Consider the following 20,299-nt stretch of genomic DNA (forward strand, 5'->3'; position numbering starts at 1 on the left):
GACTCAGCACCCTACCTGAACCGTTGCCGCCTGTCAAGATTTTCTTTCAAAAATTTTTCGAGGCATTTTGCAGTGGCTCGATCCGGAGATCGTGCCCGAAGGACTGTCAGAACACCGCGAGGTGCTTCTGTGGCCCTTCTTCCTGCCGGCTCAACTATTTGGTTGCAAAGAACGTCGTGACTGCGAAGCTCAACTTTATAGCAAAGGCCGTTTCGGCTGTCAATGCTTTTTTTGTTGGCCGCTGCCGGACAAAGTGTCTCGTTCGTCAGCGGAGGGTGGTTATAGCAAATGGCTTCGACTGCGTCAACGGGTTTGTTGTTTGTTTTTGTTAACAGTGACCGAAGCAACTGTTATGGCTGAAGGAGCGGCTTTTGGTGGACACTGGTGGACACTGGTGGACACTGGTGGACACTGGTGGACACTGGTGACACTGGTGGACACTGGTGGACACTGGTGGACACTGGTGGACCCGGTGGACCCGGTGGACCCGGTGGACCCGGTGGACCCGGTGGACAATAGTGGACCGGGCAAGCTAAGAAACAAAAAGGGCGATGCTTGCGCATCGCCCTTCTGCTTTTACTAGCCTGCCGCTGAGCTAGGCTTGGGCGGCGTTGAGCGCTTGCTCTATGTCGGCAATGATGTCCTTCACATCTTCTATGCCGACGGAGAGCCTGATGAAGTCGGGGCTGACACCGGTCGCCAACTGCTCGGCAGCACTCAGCTGCTGGTGCGTCGTGGATGCCGGATGGATGACCAGACTCTTGGCGTCGCCGATGTTGGCCAAGTGCGACAAGAGCTTCACGTTGTCGATGAACTTCTTACCGGCCTCCAGCCCGCCCTTGATGCCGAAGCCGATGATGGCACCGGCGCCGTTCAGATACTTCTTGGCGTTGCCGTGATCCTTGTGGCTCGGCAGACCGGGATAGTTCACCCAGCTTACCAGCGGGTTCTGATCGAGCCACTCGGCCACCTTCTGCGCATTCTCCACGTGTCGCTGCATCCTGACGTGCAAAGTCTCGATCCCCTGCAGGATCTGGAACGCGTTGAACGGAGAGATGCACGCGCCCATGTCGCGCAGCAACTCTACCCTCATCTTGATGATGTAGGAGATATTGCCTAGGGCATCCCAGAACTTGAGGCCATGATAGGACGGGTCCGGCTCGGTGAACTCTGGGAACTTGCCGTTGTTCCAGGGGAAGGTGCCGCCGTCGACCACGCATCCGCCGATGCTTGTGCCGTGCCCGCCGAGGAACTTGGTCAAGGAGTAGACGACGATGTCGGCGCCGTGCTTGAGCGGCTGAAACACAAACGGCGTGGCCGCCGTGTTGTCCACGATGTACGGGATGCCTGCGTCATGTGCCACCTTGGCAATCGCCTCGAAGTCGTCCACGTTGTTCTTGGGATTGCCGATCGCCTCGCTATATACCAGGCGGGTGTTCTCGTCGATTGCCTTGCGGATGTTCTCCGGATCGGAAGAATCGACAAACTTCACCGTGATGCCAAGTTTCGGCAGGGTGTAGTGGAACAGGTTATAGGTGCCACCGTACAGGTAGCTCGTGGAGATGATGTTCTGGCCGGCGCTGGCAATGTTCAAAACCGCATAGGTGGTGGCTGCCTGTCCGGAAGCGACAGCAAGGGCGGCGACACCGCCATCCAGTTCGGCGACCCTCTTTTCCAGCACGTCGGTGGTGGGGTTCATCAAGCGGGTATAGATGTTACCGAACTCTTTAAGCCCAAACAGGTTGGCAGCGTGCTCCGAACTTTTGAAGACATAGGATGAGGTCTGGTAAATCGGTACGGCACGGGACAGGGTGGTCGGATCTACAGTCTGGCCGGCATGAAGTGCAAGGGTGTCAAAACCTAATGTTTTTTCTGACATAGTTCTCTCCCGTCCTTTTCCGAAGCTTTTTTATAAAGAATACACACTGTATCCTCTATACAAAAACTGCAGCCGCACTGTCAACAAATTTGCCATTAAAAACTCTACCGATTTAGTCTGGCAGTCGTCCATAAAGCTCGGTAGCGCGTGCGAGTTTTGTGGCCAGCCGTCCGGAAAACGCATCGGCCGGGCAGCGCCAGCTCCAGTTGCCTCCCGCCACGCCGGGAACGTTCATCCGGCCACTGCTGGGGAGTTCCAAGAGGTCCTGCATGGGGATGATGGCGTAATCAGCCACGGAGGAGAGTGCACACTTCACCATCTGCCATACGATATCGTTTCCGTCCCGATCGAAATAAGAAAGCACGCCCTTCTGCTCTTTCGCCTTGAGGGAATGGAACCACCCGGCGGTGGTGTCATTGTCGTGGGTCCCCGTGTAAACCACGCACGACCTGACATGGTTGTGCGGCAGGTATGGGTTGTCCGGGCCGGACCCGAAGGCGAACTGGAGGATTTTCATGCCCGGCAGCCCGAACTGGTCTCTCAGCGCTTCCACTTCGGCGGTGATGATGCCCAGGTCTTCGGCGATGATGGGCAGGCTCCCGAGCGCGTTGCGCAGCGCGTGGAAGAGCGCTTCGCCCGGCCCCTTGACCCAGCGGCCGTTGATGGCGGTCTTCTCCCACATTGGCACTTCCCAGAAGGCCTCGAAGCCACGGAAGTGGTCGATCCGCACCATGTCGTAGAGGGAGAGGTCGTTGCGCAGCCGGGCGATCCACCACCCGTACCCCTGCTCGGCCATCTTGTCCCAGTTGTACAGCGGGTTGCCCCACAACTGGCCCGTCTTGCTGAAGTAGTCGGGGGGAACGCCGGCAACGACGATGGGGACCCCTTTCTCGTCCAGGTGGAAGAGGTGGGGATTGGCCCAGACATCGGCGGAATCATAGGCGACAAAGATGGGGAGGTCGCCGACGATGGAGATGCCGAGGACATTGGCATAGGTTTTCAGCTGCTTCCATTGGCGGGAGAACTGCCATTGCATGTACTTCTGTTCGCCTATGGCCGTACCCAGTTTTTCGCTCCAGGATGAAAGAGCTTCGGCGTCCCGGTTCGCCAGCGCGTCCGGCCACTCCTTCCAACTCACCTCCTTGAACTGTTCTTTCAGCGCCATGAACAGTGCATAATCGTGGAGCCAGAAGGTCGTGTCGCAGAAATGCCAGAATTCTTCCTTGCGCTTTTGTGGAGCCTCTACGAAGAATCGGGCAGCAGCCTCTTTGAGGCGGGCCTTCTTGTACGTTTCCGTGGCGCCGTAGTCCACGCGCTCGGAGTCGAGTTCCGCCCCTGCCTCTTCCGGCAACAGGTCGCCCTCTGCCTGGAGCATCTCCAGGTTGATCAACAAGGGATTGCCGGCGAACGCGGAGTAACAGGAGTATGGCGAATTGCCATAGGCGGTAGGACCAAGAGGTAGTATCTGCCACAGGGACTGCCCTGACTTGTGCAGAAAATCAACGAATCTCTTTGCTTCTTCACCGAAAGAACCGATTCCTCCCGGGCCAGGCAACGAAGTGGGGTGCAACAGGACCCCACTTTTTCTCTTTCTCACCATGTAGACCTCGATAACATTGAAATGGGCAGCAATGAGATGGTGCCGGAAATGAGTAGGCACTACTATGACATAAATCCCTTGTAATGCAATGATGCAAAGCCTTTACGGCGTCGCCGGCAAATGGTATAGTGCCGCCCATGGAAACCATTAAGACAGCATCGTTTGAGTCCCTGATTGAGTTGGCGGTACCCGATGGGGATGGGTACATCTTCACGCTGGATGGCGAGACGTTCCGGATCAAGGACACCCTCGAAATAACGGGGATCGCCAGCAGGAAGGGCTACATCATTATCTACTAGGGTGGACCTCTGACTGGTCTGACTGGTTGAACGGTGGACTGGTGCGCGCGGGCCGGTAACAGGTCAGGCGGTAGCCAGGATCTCGTCTACACGCTCGCCGTTTAGAGTCTCTTCTTCCAATAGGGCGTTGGCCAGGGCATTGAGCTTGCTGCGGTTGCCGCTGAGCAGTTCCGTCGCCTTCCCCTCCGCAGAATGGATCAGGCTCGCTATCTCCTGATCGATCAACCACGCCATCTCTTCCGAGAACGTCTTCTCTTCAGCAAGCTTCATCCCCAAAAACGGATGTTCCTCTCCGCGCGGAAAGGTCATGGCGCCGATCTTCTCGCTCATTCCCCATTGGCAGACCATCTTCTCGGCCAGTTCCGTCACGTGCTTCAGATCGCTCTGCGCACCTGAAGATACGTCGTTGAACACGATGCGTTCGGCCACGCGCCCACCCAGCGCCACGCAGAGACGGTTCACCAGGTAGGCACGCGGGTAGTGGTAACGATCATCCTCGGGGAGTTGCTGGGTCACGCCCAAGGCGCGCCCCCTGGGGAGGATGGTCACCTTGTGCACCGGGTCGGTGCTGGGCAGCAGCCGCGCCACCAGGGCATGCCCGGCCTCGTGGTAGGCAGTGATCCGCTTCTCGTCGTCCGAGATCACCATGTGGCGCTCGCCACCCATGAGGATCTTGTCCTTTGCCCGCTCCAATTCCTCCAACCCCACCACGAGCTTGTTGTCACGCGCGGCGAGAATGGCCGCCTCGTTGACCAGCCCCTCCAGATCGGCACCGGTCATTCCTGGGGTTCCCTTGGCGATTACGGAAAGATCGACTTCGGGGGTCAACGGGATGCGCCGCGTGTGAACCTTGAGGATCTTCTCCCGGTCCCGCCAGTCGGGGCGCTCGATCACCACGTTACGGTCGAAGCGGCCGGGGCGCAGCAAGGCCGGATCGAGCACGTCGGGGCGGTTGGTCGCCGCGATCACCACCACCTCGGTATGCGGGTCGAAACCGTCCATCTCCGACAGCAACTGGTTAAGGGTTTGCTCACGTTCGTCGTGGCCTCCGCCGAAACCGGCGCCGCGGCTTCTCCCCACCGCGTCCAGTTCGTCGATAAAGATTATGCTGGGGAGCATCTTGCGAGCGCTGGCGAAGAGGTCGCGCACCCGGCTGGCGCCCACACCGACGAACATCTCGATGAAAGCGGAGGCGGAAATGGAGAAAAACGGGACGCCCGATTCGCCGGCCACGGCCCTGGCCAGGAGGGTCTTGCCGGTTCCCGGGGGGCCTACCAGCAGCACCCCCTTGGGGACCTTGCCACCGATCTGCTGGAACTTCCTGGGATCTTTCAGATATTCGACTACCTCGCGCAGTTCCTGCTTCGCCTCTTCCATCCCCGCCACGTCGGCGAAGGTGACGTCGATCCGCTCGGAGGTGTAGGCCTTGGCGCCGGAACGGGCGAAGCCCCCCATCATGCCGCTCGGCCCCTGCTTGCGCATCCCTCTCATGACGAAGAGCCAGACCCCAATGATGATGAACCACGGCAGCAGGTACAGGACGATGGAACCCATGGTGGAGCCTTCGGTGGAAACGACGTTGACGTCGACGCGCCTGGCGCTCAACTCAGGCAACAGGGTGGGATCTTCGATGGATGGGAGGGTGGTACTGAAGTTGGTAACGTCGACGTCCTGCCCTTTCTGTTCGACGCTCACGGCCGGCACCTTGATGGCGGTGCGGAACTGTCCCTTGGCGCTTTTCCCCCTCAAGGTCAGCTTGATTATGTTATCGGCGGCAAGTTCGGCGCGGAAGCGACTGTAGGTTATTTCCGCCCCACGTTCCGCCGTCTGCTTCACCATCGTCCCGTAAAAGAGGTCGAGCAGCAAAACAAACAAGGCGGTTATCAGCAATGGCCTCCAGAATGTGTGTGCCATGACCATGCTCCTCCGACTCGGGCTGAAAAAGACACTTCCGAATTCTAACCAAGAAGGAGGCTATTACAAGATTCTAATTATCGAAGAAAGGCGTAGTTCCCCTACCCTTCCACGCGGTAGCAGCCGAAGCCGAACGAGGCGCCTTTGCCGAGATGGGTGGCGGTCCCCAATTGCAGCAACAGGTGGAATGGCTCCAGATCGCCGGCAAAGCGGGCAGTGCCGATGATGCCGGCCGGTCGGCCGGTCCAGGATACGAAGCGGCAGTCGGACTCGACGGTCCGTACCGCCTCGCTCTGTTCGGACAGCCACCGGTAATCGAGGGCGGGCTCGGCCCCTTCGTAGTGGTACGCGAGCGAGGAAACGCGGCGCATGAGGGTGCGTGCGAAGTCGGCAAAGGTGAAGGCCTTGAGCAGGCGGCCTTCCCGTACCAGCTTCAGTGGAGTCAGAAGGCGTAGCGCCACTGTCTCGGTCGGCAGCGGCCCCGTGAAGGCCGGATCGAGGGAGCCGAGCAGCGGCAGGGAAAGAGAACCGTCACCGGCATAATCGGCGCGCGCTCCCCCGGGAGACTCGGCGGCCACGCCGACGACGACGCCCCCCTTGCTCTCGATGAGGAGCCGTACCGCCGCGAGGTAGGCAGGCAGGTGCTGGACGGAGTTGCCGACCAGCGTGAGAGCAAGCTCGCAGCCCTGTCCACGGTTGGGGCTCGGCGGGAGCAGCGGGAAATTGAAGATGAACGGGAGGGGTGGTTTCTGGTGACGCCGAACCGCTTCCGGATCTTGCGCAATCTGCTGCGAAAAAGTCGCTGCAAAGGCGCAGTCGCCCCGCCGGCAGCCGGCACAATCCCCGCGCTTGCAGGAAACGGCGGTACGGAAAGCGGATTCGAAGTCGGCACGGGAGGCGTAGAAGGCGTACGGATCGCTTACATCATGCTTCAGGGTAAAGCTGAACCACAGCTTCGCGTAATGCAGTTCCACGGGTGTTTCCTCTTGGTCGCGGGATCACTCCGCGGCGTCGCGCAGCTTCCCGTCGAGGTGGCAGCTTACCTGCGCCAGAACATCAAGGACCTCCCGGTCCCGGGGAAGCATGGCGCGGAAACGCTCCAGCACGGACCGCTCCCGGATCAGCCGCAGCGTCGCGGGATAGTTGATGTCGTAGATCCAGGAGACCTGAAGCAATTTAAAGTCGTTGAGGCTTTTCAGGGTGGAGAGTTGCACCATCCGACCGGCGGCCACGGCAGCCAGAGGTTCGGCGGAGCAGCCGGGGAGATCTGGGAAGCCAAGGCCGGCACCGGAGGCGCGTTCTGCCTCGGGGGCGTTGAAGTACTCGATGAAAACGCGCCAGATGTCGAGTTTGTCGGCATCGCGCAGCAGCCTGAGCAGATCCTCGGTCACGGCGGGGAGTCCTTGCGGCACGAGGAAGGCGTTGTGCATGCGGACGGCGACCTCGATGCAGCCGCGCTCCTCATCGGGAAGAAAATCGAGCACATGGTGCTGCTTCATGATGTGCGCAGAGAGGTGGGCGTGGTTCAGCGATTCGCTGTCCTTGAAGGTGTGGTAATCCCTGAATTGCGGAAAGCGGCCGAGATCGTGGCAGAGTGCGGCCACCTCGGCCAGCATCTCGAACCGCGGCCCCATGCCGTGTGCGATGAGCAAGGCATCGCGGCAGACATTGCGGGTATGCTCTTGCTTCAGGTCGAAGTTGCGCTGCACCTCCAGGTCGGAAGTGCGGAAGGAGTCGCAGTAGGAGCTGAACCAGTCGCGCAGCGGCGCCAGGTCCGGCAGGGATGCAGCATCATTCATCATGCATCTTCTTGACCACGTACTCCGAGAATTCCGCCATCACCTTGGACTCGTCGCCACCCTGGTAGGAGATGATGCTGCGCAGGTGGGCAAAGGACTCGACGTCCATCTTGTCAAAGGCGCAGCCGAGGCCTCCCTCGACCAGGCGCGCCACCGTCCCTTTTACATTGATGACGACCGGGTCGGGAGCCGCGGAAAGGTAGATGGTCACCTCGACCGGCGTGCCGACCGGGATGCGCTCCTGCGTCTCCATGTAGAGGCCGTGCAGACTGACGTCCGTCACCTCCCCCTTGACTGCCACTCCCTCCGCCTGCAACAACGCGGAGACCCTGAAATCGACGCGTGAAAAGTTACGCCTTTCTGTCGTCATCGTATTCCCCCTTCAAAAAGCCAGCTACAAAAGGGGGCACGAGGCCCCCTCCTGATGTTTCTCAGCTTGATGGTGATGCTAGTCCTCGAAGTTGCCTTCGGGCCCTTTGTCTTTGGAAAGCCCCTGGGCCTGTTTGTGCAGTTGTTCCTTGGTCCACTCCGCCGGGTTCTCGATGCGCTTACCTTTGGGGCCCAGGTCGTAGGAACCGGCCTTGAGGATGGCATCGATGGCAAGCGGCGCGGTGTCGGCGGCGTTGAAGACGTTGGCGATCAGGTTGTAGGCGAAATCCTCAACCCTCTTGCTCATGCGCTCGCGCACTTCCTTGGTCTGTGCCAGCAGCTTGTTCTCGAACGGGAGGTTGAGGTTCTTGTAGTCGCCCTTTTTCCACCCCTTGGAGTCGGCGAAGGCCACCATCTCGGCCCACAGCTCCTCGGACATCCCCTCGCCCTTCACCTTGATGAAGTTGCCGTTCTCGTCGAGCTTGGCATTGCCGTAGTCGTTGACCTCGAGGCCCCAGGAGACGAACTGCAGGGCGGTCGCCACGTTGGCCTTGGTGGTGCGGGTCTTCCGGGCGATCTCGCGCAGGCGGTCGTAGCTGTTGCCGGAGGTGCCGTGCTGGGCGCCGTTGACGCCGTACTGCTTGATCGCCTCGTGGATCTGTGCGGTCAGCTCCACCTGGATGCCGGCGTCGGAAGCCTCGATGCCGTGGGTGGTGCCGTTGTTGAGGGCGATCCAGTCCGGGAAGATGCCGTGGGCGTTGAGGCCGCGGATCAGGAAAAGCGCCTCGGGAACGGTGGAGAGCCCCTCCTTACCCTTGATCTCGCCCACCTCGGTCTCGAGGCCGGCCCAGGCCGGGATGATGTTGTTGAGCTCGATGTTGGCGAGGAGGTTTTCCTCGTCGGGGAGGTGGGAAGCGTCGATGGCGATGGAGGTGATGCCGGCATCGAACATGCTCGGGATCTCGACCTTGGCCGACTTCACGTCCGCCTCCCCCTTGATGCCGTAGTGGTCGGCGTGGATGGCAACCGGGATGGTGATGCCGAGCTCGTTGGCGACGGCGTCCACCTGGCGGGCCATGTTCCAGTAGTTGACCGGGCAGTATGCCTTCTGGCCGCCCTCGCTCTTGGCGATCTCGATGATGACGGCGGCGTTGGCCTTCTGGGCCGCGGCGAGCACACCGCGGATGACGAAGTGGTTACGGCCGTTGGCTGCCAGGGCCAGGGCATGTCCCTTGGCGTTCATGGCACGGTCGATGACCTTGCCGCTGACCAGGAGTGCTTTGGAGTTGGGGAAGAGTTTCGCTACGTTGGGGGGACGCCCTACTTCCAGCGCTTTGACGAAGTCTGAAGATGTTGCAGTCATATCTCCTCCTTTTGGTGGGAATAACAGATCACATGGCAAAAAGCCGCTTCCTTATAGCATCTTAATCATACAAAGGCAAGGATGTTCGCTACTGCCCCAGGGAGAACCCGGTGCTCCCTCCCCCGGAGAACGGGGCGCTGCCGATATACTCTCCCTTCCAGTACAAGGCGGCCTCCCCGGGTGGCAGCCCCGCCTCGACGGGTGCGAAAGAGAAGCGCTCCGGAGGCTGCGGCCCGACGGCAGCGGTGGTATTGAGCGGGTAGCGGGCAAGAACCGGAAAATCACCCCGCGCCGGCTCGACTGCACCGGGCTTCGCCGTCGTCCCACGCACCACCTGGTACTGCACCCCTTTCTCGCGCGGCGGCAGCTTCGCGTGCAGCAGCAACTCGGCGTTTCCCTCCCCGGAAAAGCGGAGGTCGTACCTGGGGGTCCAGCGCTCGTTGCCGACCAGGTAGGAGACCTGCGCCTTGCTGCCGGTGACCCAGATGCGCGCCGAGGCGACCCCCTTGGTGGCCGTTGCCAGCTCCCGTTCCACGGCATCCAGCGCGAGGCGGCATTTACGCTTGCTGCGGTAGACCACTTCCATCTGGTTCAGGGCGAATTCGGTTCCCTGCTGCAGCGTCACCACCGGATCGGGATTGGCCTTGGTCTTCCTGGGCGCCTTGCCGCTTTGCGACCTGGCGGCAGCGGAAAAGATCTCCTCGCGCCGGTTCAGGGCGTCCATGCGGTCCTGCAACTCGCCCCGGCGTTCCCGCAGGCGCACCAAATCGGCCGAGCGTCGCCGGTCCTGTTCCGCGGGGACCAGCTCAACCCTCTGCACGGTCCCTCCCGGCGCCTTCACCCGGAGCGACCCCGATGCGTAAGCGTCCGGCAAAGGGAGTTCCAGGTAGCCGCCGGAGACGGGAAGTTCCTGCTCCACCCGCGCACCGTCCAGAAACAGGGTGACGCTCTTCTGTCCGGCCAGGGCCTGGGAACAGACCAGCACCGGGAACAGCAAAAAGGCCAGCGGTAACAGGCGCATGGGGCACCTCGCAACGGGGACCGGGGCTGAAAAAACGCAAAGGACAACTTTACAGCGCCCCGGCACCATTGCAAGCAGCCGGTATGATTACTTCTCTACGTCGAGAAGCTCCACTTCGAAGATGAGGGTGGCGTTGGGGGGAATCACTCCGCCGGCGCCGTTGGCCCCGTAGCCAAGCTGCGGCGGAACGACCAGCTTCCTCTTCCCCCCCACTTTCATGGACATGACACCCTCGTCCCAACCCGGGATCACTTCACCGGCGCCGATCCTGAAGATGAAAGGCTGGCCGCGGTCGAGCGAGCTGTCGAACTTGGTGCCGTTTTCCAGGGTGCCGGTGTAGTGCACCTTGACCCCCTTGCCCGAGGTCGGGGACGGCCCGGTCCCGACCACGAGGTCGGTATAGGAAAGGCCGGAGGGGGTGGTCACCGCCCCGGCAGCGGCCTTGGCTGCGGTTTTCTCGGTTGCCGGCTGCTTGGCAGGATCCTTCTGGGAGCAGGCGGGAATGGCTATCGCCGCCATGAGCAGCAAAAGCACGAGGAACTTCTCAACGTTGCGCATCAATTTCCTCCGTCAGGTTTCTATGAGTTGTTAATCCAACAAGTGGATGAAGAGGCCACTTCTGAGCTTCGGTTCGAACCAGGTCGACTTGGGCGGCATGATCTTGTCCACGTCGGCCAGCGCCATCAGCTCCTCGATCGAGGTCGGGAACAGCGAGAAGGCGACCATGTACTCGCCGGAATTGACCACCCGCTCCAGTTCCTCAACGCCGCGGATGCCGCCGACGAAGTGGATGCGCTGGTCGGTGCGCGGGTTGCGCACGCCGAGGACCGGGCTGAGCAGGTTGTCCTGCAGGATGGAGACATCCATGGAGGCGACCGGATCGTCCTCGGGGAAAGAATCCTCGCGCGGGGTGAGTTCGTACCACTTGCCCCCCAGGTACATGCCGAACTGGTGCCGCTCACCGGGCTTGACCGCGGCGGCAACCGGGGTCACCTCGAAATGCTCGCCGACGCGCGCCATGAACTCGGCGACGCCGCGGCCATTCAAGTCCTTGACCACCCTGTTGTAGGGCATGATGGTCATCTCGTTGTCCGGGAAGATCACGGTGAGGAAGTAGTTGTACTCTTCGCGGCCGGTGTGCTTGGGGTTGGCGTCCTTTCTAAGGTCGCGCACCCGGCTGGCGGCGGCGCTGCGGTGATGGCCGTCGGCGACGTAGAGGGTCGGGATGGCGGCGAAGCTCTTGGTGAGGGAATCGATCAACTTCGGGTCGGCGATGTCCCACAGCGCGTGGGAGACGCCGTCGTCGGTGGTGAAGTCGTACAGCGGTGCCGCCTTGGTGACCTTGTCGATGGTCGCAGTGAGGGCCGGGTCGTTGCGGTAGGTGTAAAAGACCGGCTCGTCGTTGGCGTTGAGCGCGTCGATGTGCTTGACGCGGTCCTCTTCCTTGTCCGCCCTGGTCAGCTCGTGCTTCTTGATGGTGCCGGTCTGGTAGTCGTCCACGCCGGCGCAGACTACGAGGCCCGTCTGGGTGATGTTGCCCATCTTCTGGCGGTAAACGTAGTAGCGCTCGGTCTCGTCCTGCTGCAGCACGCCCTCCGCCAGGAATTTTGCCAGGTTGTCGCGCCCCTTCACGTACACCGGATCGGAATGCACATCGATGTCGCGGGGGAGATCGATCTCCGGGCGGGAGATGTGCAGGAAACTCACCGCGTTGCCGGAAGCCATCTCGATGGCCTCATCCGTGTTCATCACGTCATAGGGAAGAGCCGCGACCTTCTCGGCCAGCTCCTTTTTGGGGCGTACCGCCTTGAACGGCTTGATAAATGCCATAACTGCTCCTGTCTCTTTGTAATTCGAGTTCTACGTTCTATGTTCTACGTTCTACGTTAAAGGCTCAGGCCCGAGGGGACTGGCTCCGAAGGTGCCTGTCCCCCTTTTACTCTGTGTCCGCCTTTGCTCTGTCCCCTTTGCCCTACCTTTGCCCGGCTTGGACCTTATCGGCGCGGAGGGGCGAAAGTATTAAAAATACCGTTTGGCTCCGACGAACCTTTTTTGGAAGTAGGAGTCGTCCATCGAGCTCACCTTGATGTCATCGCCGCGGCGCGGCGCGTGAACGAAACGGCCGTTGCCGACGAAGATGCCGACGTGATTGATCTCGTCAGCGGAGGCGCCGAAGAAGACCAGGTCGCCGTCTTTCAACTCTTCACGTCCGACCGCATCCCCCACCCGGTACTGCTCGCGCGAGGTGCGCGGGATGTTGATGCCGCACAGGTTGTAGACTGCGCGCACGAACCCGCTGCAGTCCATGCCGTCGACCACGGTGTCCCCGCCCCAACGGTAGGGGATGCCGACGAAGCGCTCGGCGGTGCGGGCGGCGATGTTGCCCATGTCACCGCGGTCGCGTTTGACCGGCTCCTCTTTCTTCTTGCCGGGCGGCACGGGCTTGGTGGGCTTGGTGATGGAGGGGGCCGGGGCCTTCTCGATCACGGTCTCCCGCACCAGCACGGTGCGGTCGGGCTGCGGCGGCGCGATGAAGTAGGAGCCGATAGTCTTCTCCTTCACCAGCTTCTGGGCCACCTTGCGCGCGTCGTCCCGCTTGGCGAAGTCACCGAAACGGACGGCGTAGATGCCGTTTTCCCGTTTGAAGTAGAAGGCCTCGATGCCCTGTTCCTGCAGTTTCCTGGTGAGGCGCTCAGCGTTTTTCACGTCCGAGAAGGCGCCCACCTGGATGGCGAAGCCGACGCTGGAAAGCCCGGCGCGCTGTGCCGCGCAGCCGGTGGCCGCCGGCGCGAGCAGGAGGAGATATATGATCAACAGTCTTACTGCTTTGTGCATTGTCTATCCTTGTTCCCTAAATATCCTTGGTCTCCCGACGCACTCCCATCAGGTACGGGACCACGAAGTCGTCCAGCGCGCCGTCCAGGACGTTGTCCGGGTTGCCGCTTTCCACGCCGGTACGCAGGTCCTTGACCATCTTGTAGGGATGCAGCACGTAAGAGCGGATCTGGCTACCCCAGCCGATCTCCTTCTTCTCGCCCGCGATGTCGGCCGCCTTGGACTCGCGCTCCCGGACTTCCATCTCGTAGAGCTTGGAGCGGAGCACCTTCATGGCAGTGGCCTTGTTCATGTGCTGGCTGCGCTCGCTCTGGCAGGCCACCACGGTCCCGGTGGGAAGGTGGGTGATCCTGATGGCCGAGTCGGTGGTGTTGACGTGCTGTCCGCCGGCCCCCGAGGAGCGGTAGGTGTCGATCCTCAGGTCGCTCTCCGGGATCTTGATCTCGATGTCGTCCTCCTCGATCACCGGGAAGACAAATACGGAGGCGAACGAGGTGTGGCGCCGGGCGCTGCTGTCGAAGGGAGAGATGCGCACCAACCGGTGAATGCCCGCCTCCGCCTTGAGGTAGCCGTAGGCGAACTCGCCGGTGACCGCGAAGGTCACCCCCTTGATCCCGGCCCCGTCGCCCTCCTGGTAGTCGGTGATCTCGGTCTTCCACCCCTTCTTCTCGCAGTAGCGCAGGTACATGCGCAAAAGCATCTCGGCCCAGTCCTGGGACTCGGTGCCGCCGGCGCCGGAGTTGATGGAGAGGAAGGCGCCCGAGGCGTCGTGGGGCCCGGAGAGCATCCTGCGGAATTCCGCCTGGCTCACCCCGGTCTCCAACTGCTCGTTCATGGCATGAACCTCGGCGAGGGTCGCTTCGTCCTGTTCTTCACTCCCCAGCTCGATCAGTTCCTGGATGTCACGGGCCTGGCGCTCCAGATTCTCCCAAGTGGTGACGTCCTTCTCCATCGCCATCCTGTCTTTGAGCACCTTCTGCGCCTTGTCGGCGTCGTTCCAGAAGTCGGGGCGGGAGGTCTGCTCCTCGAGCTCCTGCATCCGCTCCCTCTTGTCATCTACGTCAAAGAGACCCCCGGAGTTTGTTGATTCGCTCGGCAAGGTCCTCTATTTTGGCAATTTCTTCTCTGAACATCTGAAAACTCCTTATGGTCGCATCGCCGGTGCGGCGATCATTGTTATTGGCAAAAAGTCAGCTGCGGCGCCCGCGGTAGCAGGCGATGCCCATGCCGATGCTGCCGGAGAGGCAGATCAGGGCGAAGAGGTCGCCGAAGCGGTTGTAGAAGGTCCGCCCGGTGCCGGGCCTCACCTCGCCGCTCAAGGTCACCTCCTGGAACAGCGGGGTCATGCCCCGGATGTGCCCCTTGCTGTCGATCACCGCGGAGATCCCGGTGTTGGCGGCCCGCACCAGGGGAACCCGATTCTCCACGGCCCGGAACACGGTCATGGAGAGGTGCTGGTAGGGGGCGGAACTGCGTCCGAACCAGGCGTCGTTGGTGATGTTCACCAGCACCTGCGCTCCCTTTGCGACATAGGCGTTGGCCACCTCCGGGAAGATCCCTTCGAAGCAGACCAGCACGCCCAGTTTCCCGGTGGAAGCCGGCAGCACCACGGCCTCCTTGCCCGGGGAGAAATCGCCGATCCCGGTCACCACCTTGTTCACGAACGGCAGCAGCGGCGCCAACGGCACGTACTCGCCGAAGGGAACCAGGTGCAGCTTATCGCTTCTCCCGGCGATGGTGCCCTGCTCGGTGAAGAGGAACGCGCTGTTCAGGTAGCGCACCATCCCCTCCTGCTGTTCGTAGGCGGGGCTCCCCACCACCAGCGGGCTCTTCAGCTCGACAGCCAGGGCGCTGACCCGGGCCGCGTAGGCCGGCTCGCGCTGCAGGAAAAACGGCAGGGCACTCTCCGGCCAGACCACCAGGGTTCCCGGTTCCTTGCACCCCTCCCGGGTCAGACGCTCGTAGGTCTTCAGCGTCGCGTCCTGGAAAGCGGGGTCCCACTTCTGGTCCTGCGCGATGTTGCCCTGCACCAGCAGCACCCTGCGCGGCTCGCCCCTGTCGCTGCGGGTCAGGGCGGCGACGCCGTAGACCATGGTGGCCGCCATGAGCAGCACCAGGAGCAGCAGGGCACGCACCGGGTAGGGTTTGCGGTGGCGCATCGAGACCCAGATCCGGTAGAAGACCACGTTGGCCAGGGCGATCAGGAAGCTCACCCCGTACACCCCGGTCAGGTCGCTGATCTGGATCAGCGGCAGGGTGCGGTACTGAGAATAGCCGAGGCTTGCCCAGGGAAAGCCGGTCAGCACGTAGGAGCGGATCGCTTCACCGGTCACCCACAAAAGCGGGAAGGAGCAGAGCAGCGGAATCCGGCTCCCTTCGCAGCGGCGCACCAGCCAGAGCACCGCGGCGGGATAGAGCGCCAGGTAGCCGACCAGGATGAGGTAGAGCGTCACACTCACCGTCCAGTGCAGCTTCCCGTAGTTCATCATCACCACGTTGAGCCAGTACAGGATCCCGGCATAGGCCACGCACCCGGCCGTGAAGCCGAGCCGGAAACCGAGCCGAGGGGTGGCGCGGTCGGCCGCCAGGAAAAGCGGCACGAAGGCAACCCACGCCAGGACCGACACGCCCGGCAGCGGGAAGGAGAGTGCCAGCAAAACACCGGAAAGCAGCGCCAGCAGGTAGCGCCCTACCGTCGCCTCGCCGGCCATGGCCGATCGCGCGGTCACGATTCCTCAGACTCCCCGACCGGCTCCTGTTTCTTGGCGATGTGCACCTTGGCGATGCGCCTCTCGTCCGCCTCCAGCACGGTGAGCACCAGCGAGTCGCTTTCGATGACGTCGCCCGCGACCGGAATACGCCCGGTCAGGTGGAACAGGAGCCCCCCCACTGTCTCGAAGTTGTCCTTTTCGATATCGACGTCGAACTGCTCTTCCAACTCCTCGATGGGAAGCCTGCCGTCGGCGACGATGGAGCCGTCCCCCTGCACCGAGAGGCGCTCGGTCTCCAGGTCGTACTCGTCCTGGATGTCCCCCACGATCTCTTCGAGCAGGTCCTCGATGGTGACCAGGCCGGCAGTGCCGCCATACTCGTCGATGACCACCGCCATGTGCACCCGCCGCTTCTTGAAATCGTGCAGCAGCTCCTCGAGATTCTTGGTCTCCGGGATGAAGAACGGGGGACGGATCAACTTCCTGAGCTCGATGGCCTCGTCGGGCTCACCCCAGTACCTGAGCAGGTCCTTGGCGTAGATGAGGCCGATGATGTTGTCGATGGTTCCCTCGTAGACCGGGAGCCGGGAGTGGCCCGAGGCGATGATAGACTTCAGCACCTCGCGCACCTCGAGTTCGATGGAGACGCAGGCCATCTCCATGCGCGGCAGCATGATCTCGCGCACCATGGAATCGCCCAGGGTCAGGATGGAACGGATCATCGCGTTCTCCTCCTGGTTGATGACCCCTTCTTCCTCGCCGGCGTCCATGATCTCCTGGATCTCCGCCCCGGTGACTTTCTTTTTGCCGTACAAGAGCCGGGTCAGGGATTCCATGAGTCCCTGGCCCTTGCGTCCGTTACCCTCTTCCAAGGATGTGTCTCCTTAATGTTTCAGCATTGTCCGTCACAGCCCGCCCTGCCAGAACACGCGGAACAGCAGGTGCACTGCGAAGGTGATGCCCACCCCCACTACCGCACCCAGCACCACTTCCCGGGGACGGTGGATCCTGAGCAGCAGGCGCGAGTGGCTCACCATGGCGGCCAGGATGAAGCAGAAAAGCGCTATTAGCGGGTCCTGGGTGTGCAGCGATATCGAGGTGGCGATGGAGAAGGCAACCGCCGCGTGGCCGCTGGCGCCCCCCCCTTCGAGGGGCTTCCCGGTCCCGGAGCGCGCCTTGAGGATCACCACCACGATCAGCACCAGGACCGCAGACACCACCATGCCCAGTTCCGACTCGGTCCCCACCATCTGCAGCCCCAGCCTCTGCCAGGGAAGCACGTACTTGGAGAGCACCAGGTACCCCATGATGGCGGTGCCGAAGGCGGCCACCAGCACCGCGCCCGCCGCCACGTCCTTGGCGAGCTTGGCCATGGGGTGGTATTCCGGCGAGATCATGTCCACCACCACCTCGATGGCGGTGTTGAGCAGCTCGGCGAACAGCACGAAGCTGATGGCCAGGGCCAGCAGCATGAACTCCATGGAGGAAACCCGCAACAGCAGTGCCGCGAACAGCACGGCAAGCGCCGCCAGGAAGTGGTAGCGCATGTGCTTCTGCGTGCGCGTGGTGTGGAGGATCCCCTCAATGGCGCAGTTCACGGAGTCGATGAAGCGGGTCGGCTTCATAGCGAGCCTCCGGCCTTCGCCAAGGCTTCGGCCGGCAAGCCCCTGCCCCGGCTAGACAAGCCCTTCCTCGACCAGCAGGGAGAAAATCTCCCGCTCCTTGGCCTCCATGCGGGCGGCCTCGGCCTCGCCGCTTCTTTCATGATCGTAGCCGGTGATGTGCAGGATGCCGTGCATAAGCAGGAAGTAAAAGCGCTCCAGGAAGGTCTGCCCGGACTCCTCGGCCTCGCGGGCCGCGGTGTCGACGGAGATGACCACGTCGCCCAGGACGTCGGGATTGACGGCGCCGAACTCCCCCTCCTGCATGGCGAAGGAAATCACGTTGGTGGCCTTGTCCCGCCCCAGGTACTCCCGGTTCAGGACGCGGATGGCCCGGTCCCCGACGATGCTGACGGAGAGTTCCGCCTCAGGACATCCCAAGGCGTCTAAGATCCTCTGCGCCACCTTTCGCAGCTGCGTCTTCGCGACCGGTATCCGCCTTTGGCGGTTCGCTATCGATATCCTCTGGCTTCTTGGCAATCGTCTTCTCCTTGTAGGCAGGCTCGGGGTAATCGATGCGCTGGTGATAGATCCCCGCAAGTATCTGGTTGAAGCTCTTGGCTATCTCATGCAGGTTCTTCAGGGTCAGCTCGCACTCGTCCAGCTGGCCGTCGATGAAGATGTTGTTGATGATCTTCTGCACCAGCCCCTGGATCCTGGCCGGCGTCGGGTCGGTGAGGGTGCGCGAGGCGGCCTCCACGCAGTCGGCCAGGAGCACGAGGCCCGCCTCCCTGGTCTGGGGCTTCGGTCCCGGGTAGCGGAAGTCGCGCTCATCCACCGGGGGTGAGCCGGGTGTCTCCAGCCCCTTCGCCTTCAGGTAGAAGTAGTTGATCAGCGAGGTGCCGTGGGACTGCCGGATGATCTCGATGATCGGCTGCCCGATGCGGTGCTCCTTGGCGAGCTCGACCCCATCCTTCATGTGCGAGATGAGGATGAGGGCGCTCATGCTGGGGGAGAGCTTGTCGTGGCGGTTCTCGCCGTCGCGGATGTTCTCGATGAAGTACTGCGGCTTCTTCAGTTTGCCGACGTCGTGGTAGTAGGCGGCGACGCGGGCCAGAAGCGGGTTGGCGTTGATCGCCTCGGCGCCCGCCTCGACCATGTTCCCCACCAGCACGCTGTGGTGGTAGGTGCCGGGGGCGCGGATCATCAGCTCGCGCAGAAGGGGCGAGTTGAGGTTGGCAAGTTCCAAAAGCTTGACGTCGGTGGTGTACTGGAACAGCGCCTCGATGAGCGGGATGGTGCCGGAGACGTAGACCGCGTTGATCAGGCCGCCCAGGAAGGCGAAGATGATGCAGTACAGCGGCTGCAGCGAGAGCGGACTGTCGTTGTAGACGTGGAAGCAGACCGCCAGCGCCATGTTCACCGCGCTCACCTTGAAGCCTGCGCTGTAGATGGTCCCCCGCTCCTTGCACTGGCGCACCCCGTGGGCGCCCACGATGCCGCCCAAGAGGGCGTAGACCACCACCTGGAGCGAGTTGTTCAGCATGATGCCCGTCAACGGAGCCGTGATGGCGCAGTAGACCAGGGCCACCTCGGAGTTCAGGATGATCCTGACGATGATGGCGGAGGCCGCGAACGGGAAGAGATAGAAGTAACTCGCCGTGTCGATGGAGGGGAAAAGTCCGCCGAGAGCGGTGGAAACGGCAGAGACCAGCTTGAGGACGGCGAAGTTGGCCACCGTCAACAGCGACAGCAGCAGGATGTCCTTGTTGGTCGGGTTGAACTTCCTGATGTTCTTGCGGCCGAAGCGGTACGGGGCATAGCAGAGCACCAGGATCAGACCGAAGATCCCCAGGCCGGTGAGGATGGGGGTACTGTTCTTGGTCTTGAAGATCTTCTCCAGCTTCATCGCCTGCTCGGAGCTCACCCGCTCCCCGACCCGGACGATCATCTCGCCGCGCTTCATCTTGAAGAGCACCGGGCGCACCGCGGCGCGCGCCTCGCTCTTCTTGGCGTCGGTGCCGTTGCGATCGAAGGAGAGGTTGGGCGCGATCATGCGCAGCGCCAGGCCTTTGAGAATTTCCAGGTCGTGGGTCGCCGCCCCCTGGGTCAGGGTGGCCTGGGAGAAGATACGGCGCGCGGCAGGGAGGTCGATGCTCGCGCTGTAGTCCCCGCCGGCGACGTCCTGCCTGGTGGCATCGTCGACCACCACGATGCCGTGGCGCAGGTCCGCGGCGAAGTGGGCGCGGTCGGAGACGATACGCTGCCGGTACAGGGGCGCCAGCTGCCGTCCCAGGTCGGCGAGGAAGGCCCTCTGCTGCTTGACGCGGGAGAGCGCGGCGAGTTCCTGGGGCGAGATGTCGACGCCGAGGACGGCGACTGCCGCCTTGCGCCTGGCCTCCCCGTGCAGGGTCGGATCGTCCACGACGTCCATCGCATCGTCGAAACGGCGCACCAGCTCGATGTTGCCGTTGGCGGCGAGGGTATAGACGAAGGGCGCGGCCCCCTCTGCCTCCGCCCGCTTCTTCTCGGTCAGCAGCAGGTCCTCGATGAGGTAGTCCTGGGTGGCACGAATATCGGAAGTGGCGATATCACCTTCGCGATACTGCACCGACAGGAACTGCGGACTCGGAATGATGAGCAGGGTGAGGAATAAGGCGGTGAGGAACAGCATGATGAAGCGGCTGCGTTTCTCATTCCTGTCACAGGTGAGACCTTGGGCAACCGCTTCCATCCAGCTGTCGCAGAGCCGGATCAGCGAACTCTTCTGAATTGTCTGTTTGTCGCCGCTTTCGGTGGGCATTATCTTCAATGGTTCCCGTGTCGTAAGGACAGAGACTGCAAGAATAGCAGCAAGGGGACAATATATCCCGTTTATTCCAGCACTGTCAATCTAAACCAAATGTGT

18 protein-coding genes are annotated in these 20,299 nt (G+C 62.0%); 1 reads left to right on the plus strand and 17 read right to left on the minus strand.

Annotation, left to right across the window (positions count from 1 at the left end; translation table 11 throughout):
- Nucleotides 1–67 precede the first annotated feature (67 nt).
- Nucleotides 68–583: a hypothetical protein gene (locus JFN91_RS20635; RefSeq protein ID WP_199391036.1), complete on the plus strand. Its 516-nt coding sequence runs from the start codon at nucleotides 68–70 to the stop codon at nucleotides 581–583.
- Between the two features lie 12 nt (nucleotides 584–595).
- Here the strand turns inward: JFN91_RS20635 and JFN91_RS20640 are convergent, their stop codons facing one another.
- From JFN91_RS20640 to JFN91_RS20720, 17 genes are all read right to left on the minus strand, one after another.
- Nucleotides 596–1,879, minus strand: coding sequence for an O-acetylhomoserine aminocarboxypropyltransferase/cysteine synthase family protein (locus JFN91_RS20640; RefSeq protein ID WP_199391037.1), 1,284 nt, complete (start codon nucleotides 1,877–1,879; stop codon nucleotides 596–598).
- Between the two features lie 112 nt (nucleotides 1,880–1,991).
- The gene (malQ, locus tag JFN91_RS20645; protein ID WP_199391038.1) at nucleotides 1,992–3,479 is read right to left on the minus strand and encodes a 4-alpha-glucanotransferase; all 1,488 of its coding nucleotides are present in this window, start codon (nucleotides 3,477–3,479) and stop codon (nucleotides 1,992–1,994) included.
- A 362-nt stretch (nucleotides 3,480–3,841) separates the two neighbouring features.
- Nucleotides 3,842–5,692, minus strand: a complete 1,851-nt coding sequence (gene ftsH, locus JFN91_RS20650) for an ATP-dependent zinc metalloprotease FtsH (RefSeq protein ID WP_199391039.1) — start codon at nucleotides 5,690–5,692, stop codon at nucleotides 3,842–3,844.
- Between the two features lie 101 nt (nucleotides 5,693–5,793).
- A complete protein-coding gene (gene cas6, locus JFN91_RS20655) occupies nucleotides 5,794–6,666 on the minus strand; it encodes a CRISPR system precrRNA processing endoribonuclease RAMP protein Cas6 (RefSeq protein ID WP_199391040.1) in 873 nt (290 codons plus the stop codon).
- 24 nt (nucleotides 6,667–6,690) lie between these two features.
- Nucleotides 6,691–7,494 carry an HD domain-containing protein gene (locus JFN91_RS20660; RefSeq protein ID WP_236015293.1) on the minus strand — a complete coding sequence of 268 codons (804 nt, stop codon included), beginning with the start codon at nucleotides 7,492–7,494 and terminating at the stop codon, nucleotides 6,691–6,693.
- A complete protein-coding gene (locus JFN91_RS20665; protein WP_199391041.1) occupies nucleotides 7,484–7,861 on the minus strand; it encodes a PilZ domain-containing protein in 378 nt (125 codons plus the stop codon). The genes JFN91_RS20660 and JFN91_RS20665 overlap by 11 nt, the downstream gene beginning before the upstream one ends.
- A gap of 78 nt (nucleotides 7,862–7,939) precedes the next feature.
- Entirely contained in the window at nucleotides 7,940–9,223 is a 1,284-nt protein-coding gene (locus JFN91_RS20670) for a class II fructose-bisphosphate aldolase (protein WP_199391042.1), read from the minus strand.
- A gap of 88 nt (nucleotides 9,224–9,311) precedes the next feature.
- The gene (locus JFN91_RS20675) at nucleotides 9,312–10,244 is read right to left on the minus strand and encodes a DUF4140 domain-containing protein (RefSeq protein WP_199391043.1); all 933 of its coding nucleotides are present in this window, start codon (nucleotides 10,242–10,244) and stop codon (nucleotides 9,312–9,314) included.
- An 87-nt stretch (nucleotides 10,245–10,331) separates the two neighbouring features.
- Nucleotides 10,332–10,802 (minus strand): FKBP-type peptidyl-prolyl cis-trans isomerase, encoded by a 471-nt coding sequence (locus JFN91_RS20680; protein WP_183348471.1) that lies wholly within the window; start codon nucleotides 10,800–10,802, stop codon nucleotides 10,332–10,334.
- Between the two features lie 30 nt (nucleotides 10,803–10,832).
- Nucleotides 10,833–12,074, minus strand: a complete 1,242-nt coding sequence (locus JFN91_RS20685; protein ID WP_199391044.1) for a DUF1015 domain-containing protein — start codon at nucleotides 12,072–12,074, stop codon at nucleotides 10,833–10,835.
- A gap of 189 nt (nucleotides 12,075–12,263) precedes the next feature.
- The gene (locus JFN91_RS20690; protein WP_199391045.1) at nucleotides 12,264–13,079 is read right to left on the minus strand and encodes an NlpC/P60 family protein; all 816 of its coding nucleotides are present in this window, start codon (nucleotides 13,077–13,079) and stop codon (nucleotides 12,264–12,266) included.
- Between the two features lie 16 nt (nucleotides 13,080–13,095).
- A protein-coding gene (gene prfB / locus JFN91_RS20695; protein ID WP_199391046.1) for a peptide chain release factor 2 occupies nucleotides 13,096–14,212 on the minus strand; the annotation gives its coding sequence in 2 pieces (ribosomal slippage) (nucleotides 13,096–14,142 and nucleotides 14,144–14,212; 1,116 coding nt in all).
- A gap of 57 nt (nucleotides 14,213–14,269) precedes the next feature.
- A complete protein-coding gene (gene lnt / locus JFN91_RS20700; protein WP_199391072.1) occupies nucleotides 14,270–15,790 on the minus strand; it encodes an apolipoprotein N-acyltransferase in 1,521 nt (506 codons plus the stop codon).
- 14 nt (nucleotides 15,791–15,804) lie between these two features.
- Complete coding sequence (locus JFN91_RS20705; protein WP_199391047.1) at nucleotides 15,805–16,662, minus strand: hemolysin family protein; 858 nt, start codon at nucleotides 16,660–16,662, stop codon at nucleotides 15,805–15,807.
- A 33-nt stretch (nucleotides 16,663–16,695) separates the two neighbouring features.
- Nucleotides 16,696–17,415, minus strand: a complete 720-nt coding sequence (locus JFN91_RS20710; protein WP_199391048.1) for a diacylglycerol kinase — start codon at nucleotides 17,413–17,415, stop codon at nucleotides 16,696–16,698.
- Nucleotides 17,416–17,466: 51 nt separating this feature from the next.
- Entirely contained in the window at nucleotides 17,467–17,832 is a 366-nt protein-coding gene (gene ybeY, locus JFN91_RS20715) for an rRNA maturation RNase YbeY (RefSeq protein ID WP_236015294.1), read from the minus strand.
- A complete protein-coding gene (locus JFN91_RS20720) occupies nucleotides 17,819–20,194 on the minus strand; it encodes an HD family phosphohydrolase (protein WP_199391074.1) in 2,376 nt (791 codons plus the stop codon). The genes ybeY and JFN91_RS20720 overlap by 14 nt, the downstream gene beginning before the upstream one ends.
- Nucleotides 20,195–20,299 lie beyond the last annotated feature (105 nt).

The sequence above is a fragment of the Geomonas anaerohicana genome (assembly GCF_016458305.1).
In the GTDB taxonomy this organism is placed as follows: Bacteria; Desulfobacterota; Desulfuromonadia; order Geobacterales; family Geobacteraceae; genus Geomonas; species Geomonas anaerohicana.

Coding starts and splice junctions, on each gene's coding strand:
- JFN91_RS20680 (WP_183348471.1), bottom strand. CDS start 10,802: ATGCGCAACGTTGAGAAGTTCCTCGTGCTTTTGCTGCTCATGGCGGCG.
- JFN91_RS20660 (WP_236015293.1), bottom strand. CDS start 7,494: ATGATGAATGATGCTGCATCCCTGCCGGACCTGGCGCCGCTGCGCGAC.
- JFN91_RS20690 (WP_199391045.1), bottom strand. CDS start 13,079: ATGCACAAAGCAGTAAGACTGTTGATCATATATCTCCTCCTGCTCGCG.
- JFN91_RS20720 (WP_199391074.1), bottom strand. CDS start 20,194: ATGCCCACCGAAAGCGGCGACAAACAGACAATTCAGAAGAGTTCGCTG.
- JFN91_RS20710 (WP_199391048.1), bottom strand. CDS start 17,415: ATGAAGCCGACCCGCTTCATCGACTCCGTGAACTGCGCCATTGAGGGG.
- JFN91_RS20665 (WP_199391041.1), bottom strand. CDS start 7,861: ATGACGACAGAAAGGCGTAACTTTTCACGCGTCGATTTCAGGGTCTCC.
- JFN91_RS20685 (WP_199391044.1), bottom strand. CDS start 12,074: ATGGCATTTATCAAGCCGTTCAAGGCGGTACGCCCCAAAAAGGAGCTG.
- JFN91_RS20675 (WP_199391043.1), bottom strand. CDS start 10,244: ATGCGCCTGTTACCGCTGGCCTTTTTGCTGTTCCCGGTGCTGGTCTGT.
- malQ (WP_199391038.1), bottom strand. CDS start 3,479: ATGGTGAGAAAGAGAAAAAGTGGGGTCCTGTTGCACCCCACTTCGTTG.
- JFN91_RS20640 (WP_199391037.1), bottom strand. CDS start 1,879: ATGTCAGAAAAAACATTAGGTTTTGACACCCTTGCACTTCATGCCGGC.
- lnt (WP_199391072.1), bottom strand. CDS start 15,790: ATGGCCGGCGAGGCGACGGTAGGGCGCTACCTGCTGGCGCTGCTTTCC.
- JFN91_RS20670 (WP_199391042.1), bottom strand. CDS start 9,223: ATGACTGCAACATCTTCAGACTTCGTCAAAGCGCTGGAAGTAGGGCGT.
- ftsH (WP_199391039.1), bottom strand. CDS start 5,692: ATGGCACACACATTCTGGAGGCCATTGCTGATAACCGCCTTGTTTGTT.